At 37.4% G+C, this 12,037-nt stretch carries 7 protein-coding genes; all 7 read right to left on the reverse strand.

Features of this window, described 5'->3' with window-relative positions; all coding sequences use genetic code 11:
- Window positions 1-220: 220 nt before the first annotated feature.
- Window positions 221-1,603 (reverse strand): DUF1735 domain-containing protein, encoded by a 1,383-nt coding sequence (locus I7X29_RS10405; RefSeq protein ID WP_198474517.1) that lies wholly within the window; start codon window positions 1,601-1,603, stop codon window positions 221-223.
- 13 nt (window positions 1,604-1,616) lie between these two features.
- Window positions 1,617-3,017 carry a DUF1735 domain-containing protein gene (locus I7X29_RS10410; protein WP_198474519.1) on the reverse strand — a complete coding sequence of 467 codons (1,401 nt, stop codon included), beginning with the start codon at window positions 3,015-3,017 and terminating at the stop codon, window positions 1,617-1,619.
- An 18-nt stretch (window positions 3,018-3,035) separates the two neighbouring features.
- Window positions 3,036-4,436: a BT_3987 domain-containing protein gene (locus tag I7X29_RS10415; protein WP_198474521.1), complete on the reverse strand. Its 1,401-nt coding sequence runs from the start codon at window positions 4,434-4,436 to the stop codon at window positions 3,036-3,038.
- Window positions 4,437-4,571: 135 nt separating this feature from the next.
- Complete coding sequence (locus I7X29_RS10420; protein ID WP_198474523.1) at window positions 4,572-5,831, reverse strand: DUF1735 and LamG domain-containing protein; 1,260 nt, start codon at window positions 5,829-5,831, stop codon at window positions 4,572-4,574.
- A gap of 12 nt (window positions 5,832-5,843) precedes the next feature.
- On the reverse strand, window positions 5,844-7,226 hold the full coding sequence (locus I7X29_RS10425; protein ID WP_198474525.1) for a glycoside hydrolase family 18 protein: 1,383 nt from the start codon (window positions 7,224-7,226) through the stop codon (window positions 5,844-5,846).
- A gap of 18 nt (window positions 7,227-7,244) precedes the next feature.
- Entirely contained in the window at window positions 7,245-8,903 is a 1,659-nt protein-coding gene (locus tag I7X29_RS10430; RefSeq protein ID WP_198474527.1) for a SusD/RagB family nutrient-binding outer membrane lipoprotein, read from the reverse strand.
- 18 nt (window positions 8,904-8,921) lie between these two features.
- Window positions 8,922-11,948 (reverse strand): SusC/RagA family TonB-linked outer membrane protein, encoded by a 3,027-nt coding sequence (locus I7X29_RS10435; protein ID WP_198474529.1) that lies wholly within the window; start codon window positions 11,946-11,948, stop codon window positions 8,922-8,924.
- Window positions 11,949-12,037: the final 89 nt, after the last annotated feature.

A 12,037-nucleotide genomic window follows, 5' to 3' on the forward strand; every position in this document is an offset into this window, starting at 1 on the left:
CACAGGGTTATCAGCAGTTGTTTATATTTTATATTTTAACTTTTTGTATACAAAAATTTAACAGTTTGGAGATAGCCCCCGAACCCCCGAAGGGGGACAAGATGCAAGTGGGGGGGATAAAGGGAATGTGTCAAAAATAACCTTTGCCAAAGTTTTGATAGCTTTTATGCTATAAACTTTGGCAAAGGGTGTGAATCACACGGGCAATTTTTAGATGGTGTTATTCTTCGTAGAATTGAATATCAGTTATACCCATCCAATGAGAGGTTGCATCATCTTTATTGACAAAATTACCTAACGCTAAGCGGATAAGAGGAACTGAGTTTTTGAATGTGATAATGAAATCACCTTTTCCACTATATGTAGCAGATCCTTGTATTTGTTCATTTCCTTGAGACAGACCAGCATACAATGAAAGAGCTTTCATTTCATTACCTTGACGAGTTTTTATAACGACCGTTTTTATATTTCTTACTTTAGGAAAAGTAAAATATACAAACGCACCTTCTTTAACATATCCTAAAGAAGAAAGATCGTCGTCTATCATATCACCTAAGTAATAAACAGTTCCATAATATGATATACGGATACCTTTTCTATTTAATTTTGTACCTAATTCTTTAGAAGCGACTTCTACGTTATCATTAGAAGCAACTAATTCTTTTACGTTTAGATTTACAACAACTCCGTTGTTTGACAATTCTTGCTCAACTCCTGAAGCATCTTTTACTATATATTTAAGAGGTAATACATATTCTCCTTTAGCTGTGATGTTTGATGCATCTAAGTTGAATGAGAGGTCTTTGCTTATAGCGTCAAAGCTTTCTTCAGGCAATGTACCTTCTACTCCGTTAGGAGCTAACTTTTTGCTCCCTAAAGAAGGATTGGTATTGCGTACCAGAGCTACAGTAAGTCCTGAAGGTAATTCGTAACTACTCTTTACTGTAAAAGTTACTTTTTTATCGTTATCTCCAATATAGGTTGTACCATTATAATAACCTAACAATTTAGGTACTTCTCGAGTTACCGCAGTGATTTTTATTTCTTCAGGGAAGACTTTTAGTACAAATACATCTTTTCCTTTAGGAAGTGTAAGACCGCTATCAGTTACTTTTAAGGCATAAGGCAAAATAACTTTTTTGTTAAAATTAGAGTTATTGCTAATAGTAAGCGTGAAAGTAACAGAAGTTTCACCTTTGCTAAGGGTTTTGGTAGCTTCGCTCAATTGAACAAGGTTAGCATCACCTAATTCAAAGCCTGAATAATTAGCTTTTACTTTGTTGTAAGCTGATGCATCGTAAGCAAATGATACTTGAATATCCTTATCATAAGGTTTGTCAAGCAGTTTTACTTCTACTTCTTTGGTATAATTTCTATTAATAGTTACATTACCAAAAGAGAGCATTGGCAGATCGGCAACCGTGGGTCTGAGATAAATATAGTTGAGACGAGGGTCATACCCTAATTGGGTACGAATATCGTTGTCTTCTATTTTTTTATCGATTTCCCAAGTAGTGCTATCGTTTTTTTCGACAGTAATCTCGTCTTTTTTACAAGATACTAATAGAGAAAAACAACTTAGTGCTATTATAAATTTTTTCATAATGGTGTATTAATTATTGTTCATAGAACTCTACTTCATAAATTTTAAACTGATTTTCTTCTTTATCGTTTCCAAACTGTGCAAGATAAATATCGGCTATGGTTATTGCTTTTTTAAAAGTAATTACATACCAATTAGTTGAAGCATTGAATGTGAGATATCCTAACACTTGCTCATCAGCACCTGTATATACTACCATAGTTTTAATAGGCGAACTTGCGTCTACCTTTAAGCGAATTGTTTTTAATTTTTTATTTTCACCAAAGGTAAAGCCTAATTTTTCAGGTAAGTAATCGGCTGAAGCAAAGCGAGCAAAAGTAGTTTCATCACCATCTAACATATTACCAAATCCTTCTTTATCAAAATTAAAAAATTGTTGAAAATCACCTGTAACTCCTGTAATTTTATTTCCAGAAGGAATTGTTAAACTATTAGATGTTTCTATATTATTTTTAGGATAAACCAATTGGGTTGTAATAAACACTTTAGGTTTAATATTTGCTAAAGTATGTACACCTCCATTAGCATCATAAGCTACTAATTTGAGAGGAATTGTGTACCTTCCTACTCTTCCTATTAGATTTAGATTATTAAATTTAAAAGTAAATTTTGCAGTTGTTAGATTTTTAAAAGGTACTTTCTCAATAGTAGTTTCAGTTCCTATTGGTGCAAGATCTCTTGAAGTATAAGCCTCATCACGTATTAATCCTAATGATATATCTTCAGAAATTTTAGTATCACTTTTGATAGTAAATGTCATATCTTTAAAATCAACAGAAAGGGCATCGGTTGCAGCATCGAGGGTTACTACTCTATTGAGAGATGGAGAATCGATTGTAATAAGTGCTTCTTTTGGAAAAACTTTCACTACAAAAATATCACTACCTTTTAATATTTTAGCTTTATCTCCTTCAATTTTCAATTTAAATGGGAGAATTACTTTTTTATTAAAATCTTTATCGTTTAAAGTTGTGAATTCAAATTTAGCTACATTACCTCCTTTAGGAACAAAGATTTCACTTTGGGTAAGTTGGACTAAATTAGGAGTTCCTAACTCATAACCACTGTAGTTTTCTCTTATTTTTTCATAAGAAGCAGCATCGTATACTAATGATATTTTAGTATCTTGGGTAGTTTTTTGAGTTAGTCTCAATTCAGCTACAGCTGTATTTATACCTTTAACAGTAAGATCTGCAAAAGAAAACATTGGCAAATCAGCTTCTGTTTTATAGAAATATGCCTGTTGTTCACGAGGGTCATAGCCAATACGTGTACGGATATCATCATCGACTATACTCTTATCGATTTCCCAAGTAGTGCTATCGTTTTTCTGAATAGAAATATCTTCTTTACCGCAGGAAAGTAATATTCCAGCGATAAAGAAGATTATAGTTTTCTTTAGCTTTTTGTACATTTGTGAAAATGTTTTTTATTAGAAAAACTCCATTTCGTGGATGTCAATATATTGGTCGTCAGCGTTTCTGAAATATGCTAAATATAATTCAGTTACTTTGATAGGCTTTTTGAACTTGATATACAAGACTCTTGGTTTACTACCTGTAGAGGTATAAGTAGCTTGAAGTTTATAAGCACCTTCTTTTTGTGCATATATACTCATAGAACCTATTCTTTTGTTTGGCGTATTTTGAGTTATCTTGATACCATTGATCAATGTTTTTTCGTCAAAAGCTACTAATACATAAGGAGAATCCTCACTATTCTCATCAATGGAAGTGTCTATCCACCAAGGATTTCCATAAGCATTACCATCGTGCATTTTCTCGATATGGTCGGGCTTATAATTGGTTTCAAAGCTATAATTATTTGCATTGATCAAAGCTCCTGAATAGGAACTAAGTATTTCTATTTCATTAGTATTTGGCACATCTTCATCGCCTACTTCAATAGTTACTAATATAGGAGTATCAAGCACTTGATGGGCTGTACCTGAAGTGTTGTAAGCCATTAATTTTAAAGGTAATACATATTTTCCTTTAGCTGTAAGGCTCTCTACATTTTGCAGTGTAAATGAAATAGTACCTGTAGTTTTATCTTTGAAATTGACTTTATTGATAGTCCCAATAATATTATCAGGGGCTAAGGTTTTGCCAGCTGCCAAGCTATTATCTCTTACCAAACCTAAGGAAATATCAGTTCCAATAAGGTCGGAAGGGGTTACCGTTACACTTACATTTTTGTTACTCATCACAGCTTTACCATTTTCTAAGACTGCACTTTTAGTTATGGCTTTATTAGCTACATCAAAAGTAATAGTTTTAGGGTAGATTCTCACTACAAAACTATCTTTACCTTCGAGTGTTTTCACTAAATTGTTGTTAGCTACTTTTACGGCGAATGGAAGAATTAGTTTTTTGTTGAAATTAGCTTGATTAGCTACTTTGAGTTCAAAAGTAGTGGTAGTGGTTCCTGCTGTAATTATTTTTTCAGCAGAGGTAATTTGCGCCAAAGAAGCTGCTCCTAATTCATATTCGGAATAATTGGCTTTTAGTTTCTCAAATAGAGTTGCATCGTATACTAAAGAAACTTTTACATCTTGTTCGGACGCGCGAGAAAGTTTTACTTCTAAGGAACGGGTGTTTTGCCCTGTGAGTGTAAAACCTTCTAAGCTGAGCATGGGCACTACTACTTCAGAAGTAGTAGGGTAAGCATATTGATAACGAGGGTCGTATCCGATACGTGTACGAATATCGTCATCGACTATACTCTTATCGATTTCCCAAGTAGTGCTATCGTTCTTCTGAATGCTAATATCCTCTTTTTTACAAGCGTTTAAAGCAGTTAAACAGAAGGCGAGCATAAATATTTTTTTCATTGTAATTGCCTTTTTAAGGGGTGTTTGAAAAGTTTTATTTTGTAAGGGCGATTTGCTAATCAGGCGATTTGCCAATCGCCCCTACAATGTGAGTGAAAGCGATTGATTACTAAGGTAATCAGGACAGCTTTATTACTAATTTTCTGTTTCTAAGATTTCAGCAGGGAATTTTACATTCTCTTTCCATTCTACCGTAGGGGTAAAGGTAGCTTCATCAATATCTTTTACGAATTGATCGCCATCTTGTATTCCTGTATTACTATATGAAGTACCTTTTCTATAGATTGTGGTATTGTTGTACTTACTCATATCTTTAAATCCGTCTTTTTTGGTGATAGGCAAGTAGACTACTAAACCTTTGCTATCTGGGTCGACAGGTAGATATAGACCATCTGCGATTTCGGCATCAGTAAGGACTCTGTTCCACAATCTAAACTCGCGGAAATAACGATTCGCAGAATAAGAGGTTTGGGTATTTTCGATATTGATACGCATACCAGGAGATACTTTTAAACTAGGGCGTTGGTAGGTTTTAACCAATTTGCCATTGATGTAGAGTTTAAGGAAAGAATCCTTGTAAGTAAAAGTGATTTGCACCCATTTTTTTATAGCAATATCAGAAGTTTCTGCCCAGTCGTCAGGGCTGTCACCACCACCGTTTTTCACTTGTATTTTACCAGCATCTATACGGGTATAAGGTAACATTTCGCCTTGGAAAAGTGACATATTTACATTGGTATTATTATAGGAGTGAAATTCTTCAAACAAGAACATACCTTGTATGGTAAACTCATCACTTCCTTGTATATTATCAGCTACTTTTACTCCTAAAGCATAACCTTGTTTAATTTTGGCTACTGAAGTTTTAAATGGACGACTAAGGCTTACCACCACATCTTTATTAGAAAGAATAGGTAAAGAAGCAGAGACAATACGCAATGGAATAGCATATTTTACGCCCATAGGGAAATTATTCTCATTTAAAGGGCGTACTTTTACTCCTACTTGTACAGCGGTTTGCCCAGGTTTTAGAGTAATATTCAAACTACCGTTTGTAGATTTATTGGCAGTATTACCTTCTTCATACAATTCGTATTCAGAGGCGGGCAACATTTTGTAATTAGTGGTGTTTTTCTCGTTGTATTCAGGGAAAAAATCGGTAGCGGCAATGGTGATGGTTTCATTGCGGTCTCTGAGGTTAGACATACGGATTTCAAACTTAGTGCTACCCGATTCAGTAGACTTGGCAAAGCTCACATTGACATTATTGTCGTTCATATACACCGCTGAAAGGTTTCCGAGACTGTTACTATTGTCGTTGTCTAACTTTTCTTGGCAAGCGGTGAGCCCTAAGAAAAGGGCTACACTTGCTAATTTTATGATTGTATTTTTCATTGTAATAATTTTTTAAGGGAGAATGATTGTAGGTTCCATTTCTTTATATCCTGAGTAATCAGGGCGAGGGTTAGCGATGCGGATTGCTTCACGAGTCCAAGCGTAGTGCAAATACTTACGAGTAATATTATTATCTTGGAGATATTTTTTAAAGAAAGCATCACTTTCATTGGTTACAGCATAATCACTTTGTCCGTGATAAGCACCTAAGCCCCATACTTTTCCTTCTCTCACGGCTTTACCTTTACCTATCATCACGCGGAAATTACCTGCTTGATAGTTAGCAGAAGTAGAGTTGTAGTAAGGACCTCCTAACATTGGAGGTTGAGAACCAGAAAGATTTACACCATCGTGTGGATAATCTTGCATAAAGTGTTTATCGAAATAAATAGCGAAAGCATTACCACTTAGTATGGGTGTTTGGGAATTTGAGCCAAAGATAGGTGCGACACCACAAGGTACATCGGCACAGAAATAGTAACGTTTGGTAAGATAGTTAGCAGGTAGATAAGGTTTGAACTCATCTATATATTCTTTTTCTTTAGGGTGATAGCCAGCGGTAGAGGCATCAAACAAAGCTTTTAAATTAGCTTCACGTTCAGCTTGAGTTTTTACAGCATGATCTGTGCCTACGGGGCCAAAATATTTAGCCATTTCTTTTACAAACTTAGCAATATTTTCGTAGTTATTGTCAGAAATCATTAAAGGCGTACCTTCTTTAGTTACAGATCCGTGGTCGCCACAAGTTTCCCAGTCAACATCATAGCCATCAAAATCCATAGCGATGATATAGCGCGCTAACTCACGAGCATAAATAGCTGGCCATTGGTCATAGTTAGCAGGATAAGGGTATTTGTTGTGGAAATTTTGGTAACCAGATATTTTGCCATCTTTGGTAGCGGGTAAGCCTAAACCTACGCCTGGTGTTTGCCAGCACATTAAAATTGAGCTTCCTTTTTTATGGAAAATCTCAATATCTTTTTTGTGGTTAGGGGTTAGGGTTTCAGGGCGCATATTGGTACCTCCCCAGATAGAGATAGCTACTACTGAGTCGGGAACTGCTTGTAACCAGCCACGTGCTATACCTTTTACAGGTTGCCAAGTAGGTCCATCAAACCAAAAATATACCATAGGCACCTGACCGCCAGCTTCACCTGTATTGATCCACGCTTTTTGTTTGTACTCGCGGAGCTGAGCCCAATAGGCTTCAAGAGCTTTTTTGTTCTCTTCAGTGCGTTCAGCTTCAGCGAGCCATTTAGCAGCGTCTCTTTTGTTCTTTAAGTCCTCTAATGCCGCTCTTTCAAAATCTTCAGCATTCGACTCTGTTTCTGTCCACTTACTACAGCTTGTAAGTCCGATAGTAAGGGCTAATAGTGTGTATACAAATTTTTTCATCGTATTTTACTTTTAAATTTATTTAGATTTTTTGTCCCACCATACGTTAGTAGCGGCGTTATCAGCACCACCTAAGAGGCTTTGAGCAGCTGTAACGTTTTCTCTGTTTTGTTTAAATTCATTTTCAGGGAATGGGAAGCGGCGCATACCGAAATCTTTACCAGAAGCAGGGATGTTTTGCGCTCCTACATTGGTTCTGTTTAAAGCAGCTGTAAACATACGAGGGTATCCAGTACGACGCCATTCACTCCAAGACTCGAAACCATTAGGATAGTTAGCGAGGTATTTTTGAGTGATAATTTGCTCTAAGTGGTCTTCAGTACTACCGCTGGAGAGCCATTTTTTATCGATAGTGCTCGCTGCATTGATATTGTAAGCAGAGTTTTTAGGGTCGGCATAGTTAGCGGGTTGAGCGCTACTATTGTAATAGCTTTGAGCTTGAGCGGCAGTTAAACCATTTTCGACGAAAGATATTTCAATACCTTTTTTGTACAAATTTTCGGCAGTATCGTTAGTATACCATCCTATCAAAGCAGCTTCGGCGAGTAGGAATTGCACTTCGGAAGCACGCAACCAATAGGTAGGAGTTGCATTTACTACAGTAGGTACTGAGAAATTTTTGTAGGTTGTTTCATCGGTGGTAGGGTCGATACCAGAGCGCACGGCATAGAAATCGGAGGTATGGGTATCGGCAGTTGCTTTGGTAAAGTATTTAGCCATACGAGGGTCGTTATATCCTTTTAGATAAGAATAGATAGTTGCGCCCATTTTAAGCTCACCATAACCTAACATAGTTACCAAGGAATGGTCGAAAATATATTTACTAGATGTTACTAACTTACCAGCTTGAGAATCGTCTTCAATAAGTCCCCCTGCATTAGTAGTAGCTTTAGTTACATATTGTTGAGCGAGCGCTTGGTCGGCATAGCGCACACGCATTGCTAAACGCAACATCAATGAATTGGCTAAGCGTATCCATTTAGCTGTATCACCTTGGTACACAGGGTCAAAACTTTCTAACACTTTGTTGTTAGCCCCGTATTGGTTGAGTATGGTTACTGCATCGTCTAATTCTTTTAAGAAAGATTTATAGACTTTTTCTTGGCTATCGTATTTAGCTTTGATTTTACCAGGTTCCATATCGCTATAAGGGATAGGGCCAAAGAGGTCGGTAGCACGGTGTATAGCCATTATTTTTACAATTTGCGCTAAAGAAAAAGCCGCTTGGCTTGTTAAATCTTTAGGGGAGTACACCAATTTACCATTTACAGTTTGGACATTGTGCAAGCGGTTTTTAATCTCAAAATAAGGGTTCATCACCTTAGTAATGAGTGTGGAGAAAGTACCATTGGCACGGAAGTCGGACACATAGTAACTGGTTTGGTTATTACCATTATCCCATTTGTTACGCCCTGGAGAGAAATAACCTACCCAGTTATCAGTACTCATATTTTGTACTACTTGATAGTCGTTAGCAGGGTCAACACCTACTCCTGTAGGGATCGGGCGTTGTACCAACTCGGCGAAATATCCACCAGAGGCATAGCCACCACGATTGATATCTTCATCGGTAGGTTGTGTTTTATTAGTATTTACATCGGCAAAATCTTTAGTACAAGCGCCGAGTAATATACCTGATAATGCTACAACTGCTATATTTTTATTGAATATTTTCATTGTTTTGTTGTTTTAGAATTAGAATTTAATTTTCAAGCTCGCACCGTAAGTAGCTGCACTTGGAGTCATAAAGAACTCAGTAGTAGCATAGGTACCTACACCATAAGTAAGTTGAGGGTCGAAAGGAGCTTTGTTGTAAATCATCCAAAGGTTAGTACCAATGGCACCAATCGTTACGCTTTTTACTTTATCCCAGAAGTGTTTGCCATCTATAGTATAGTTGAGAGATACTTCTTGGAGGCGTACATTAGTAGCGTCGTAAGAGTAATAACCAGGGAGGTCTTTAATGGTATTGTAGTATTTTTGAGCGTCGTATTTTTTACCGTTCACTACTACCCCACGGTTATCACGAGCATCGGCAGAAGCTTTTGATACTCCGTAGGCATCGAGCATAGGTTGTGTACCTGCTAAAACGATACCTCCAAAGCTACCGTTGAACAAGAAGCTCAAATCGATACCTTTATAAGAAAGGGTGTTGCGCCATCCCATTTGGAAATCGGGGGTAGAACGTCCTAATTTTACTTCTTGAGTTTTATCAAATTTGTATTGAGAAGCTTCTTCGATAAGATCTCCGTTTACATCGCGGAGCAATACACCTCTTACTACAACATCGGACATACTACCTCCTTCGCGCAATACAGTGCTACCTTTGCGCACTTCGGTAATATCGAATAATTCACCAGTGAAAGGATTGCGGTAACCGCGAACTAATTCTTTTATTTCGTTTATGTTACGAGAATAGGTAAGGGTAGAATTCCAGTTGAGTTCTTTGTTAAAGAATTCTTTGTTGTAGTTCACTGACAACTCAATACCGCGGTTTTCAACGTTACCTGCTTGCAAATAGAAAGAAGAGTAGATAGAAGAAGCGGATAATTGTTGTTCAAAGAATTGATTGTAAGTATTAGACTTGTACAAAGTCAAATCTACTGACAAGCTATTATCAAACAATTTGGTGTTTAAACCAGCTTCCCAAGAAGTAGTGCGTTCCGCTTTAAATTCTGGATAAGGATATACTTTATTAGTTTTCAAGCCATCGGCAGTAAGGTTGTGGGTAATGGTACCTGGGGTGATACCTGTTTTGCTGATAGGAGAACCTACCTCAGTATATGAACCACGTACTTTCAAATAATTGATAAACTCAGGCAATTTTGCCATTTGAGAAATCACTGCTGAAAGCCCTACAGAAGGATAGAAGAATGAAGGTTCGGCAGAGTTTACTAATTGAGAAGACCAGTCATTACGACCTGTAGCAGAGAGGTATAACATACCTTTATAGCCAAGTTCGGCACTTGCAAATACCGCTACGTTTTTAGCGCGAGAATAACTCTGACCTGAGCCTCCTCGTTGAGGGTCGAAGTTAGTTGTTGAGAAGAGGTTAGGCAAACGGAACAACACGCCTCTTGCCGAAAGACCAGTGCTATAACGGTCGTTATAACTTGAACCGACGTTAGCTGTTAAAGAGAATTTTTCGCCAAAGTTTTTATTGACGTTAAACATTATATCGGCATAAGTTTGCTCATCTTTAGTTTGGGTATTAGCATAAGAACCGTTGTTGTTAGGCCCCCATTCAGTTTTCCAACCGATTAAGAAGTTGGTAGTGCTGGCATATAGTTTTTCTTCAGCAGTACCGTAGTCGTTATCTAAACGCACACGCCCTGTAATGTTCAACCAATCGAGGATATCGTATTTCAAAGAAGCCGACATCATATAGCGTTTCTTGTTGTTCAAGAAGAGTTCGCGGTTCGCTACCCAATAAGGGTTTTCGGAGAAGTAACTGTCAACTCTATCAGAATAAGGTTGATATCTTTCATAAATACCTCTTGAAGGGTTGTAGCGTTCATAAGCTTGTACATCGCGATAATCCATACTGCGTGGCATTAAATACAAGCCTACTAAGGGGTTGAAATAACCACCTCCCGCCATCATATTACGGCTACCTTGGCGGATAAAGTTACCACTTACATCTAAGTGCAATTTATCTTTAGCAAAATTAGCAGTATTGCGCACCCCAACGTTGTAACGATAGTAAGCGTTATTAGGGATGAGACCTTCGGCATTGGTTTGTGCAGCAGATACAAAAGTTTGGTTTTGAGCATTCCCTGTAGAGAAGGTAATAGAGTTCATAAAGTTTGTACCTGTATTGAAGAATTTACGAGGTTCGAAAGTAGAAGGTGTTGCTAATTTAGCACCCCAACTTTTATCACCATTGCTACCATAAGTATTTTGGAATTCAGGTAATAATATAGGAGTCATCAACTCTACACTGCTGGATAGGTTCACTTCAGTTTTACCTTCTTTACCTTTTTTAGTGTTGATAAGGATTACCCCGTTAGCGGCTTCACTACCGTACAAAGCTGCTGCCGAAGGACCTGTAAGTACGTTGATACTTTCGATATCCTCAGGGTTGATATCTGAAATACCTTCTCCTCCACCTGGACGACCGAAGTTATTACCTCCACCATCACTTTGTTTGTTGAAGAGTGGTACCCCATCAATTACATAGAGCACACCGTTATTACCGTCCAATGATTTGAGACCGCGCATTACCACTTTGGTAGATCCACCTACCCCAGAAGAGCTGCGCTGGATGTTTACCCCAGCTACTTTACCATTGAGGCTATTTACCACGTTCACGTCTTTCACCTTAGTAAGTTCTTCAGATTTCACTTGTTGTACGTTATAACTCAAGGCTTTTTCTTGGCGTTTGATACCCAAAGCGGTTACCACTACCCCACCGAGTTGTAATGCTTCTTCTTGCATCACTATATTAAGGGTGAGATGCCCTTTAGATTGAGTTACTTTTTTCTGCTGAGTAGCATACCCTAATGAGATGAACTCAAGGGTCTCATTTGCATTTGCTTGAATTTCATACTTCCCATCAAAGTCGGTAGAAACTCCACGTGTTGTACCTTTAATGACAACACTCACACTTGGCAGTGGCATTCCATCACCGCCAGTAACTGTACCAGTTACTTTCGTTTGTGCCATTAGCGCACCGCTAAACAATGCAAAAACGAAAATCAGCATTGATATTTTTACTTTCATTACTTTATTGAAATAAATTAATTTTGGGGCAAAGTTATGAATACATTAACATAATGCAAATTTTTGGGACAATATTTTTTTCGTTTTTT

The sequence above is a fragment of the Capnocytophaga periodontitidis genome, assembly GCF_016126015.1.
Lineage (GTDB): Bacteria > Bacteroidota > Bacteroidia > Flavobacteriales > Flavobacteriaceae > Capnocytophaga > Capnocytophaga periodontitidis.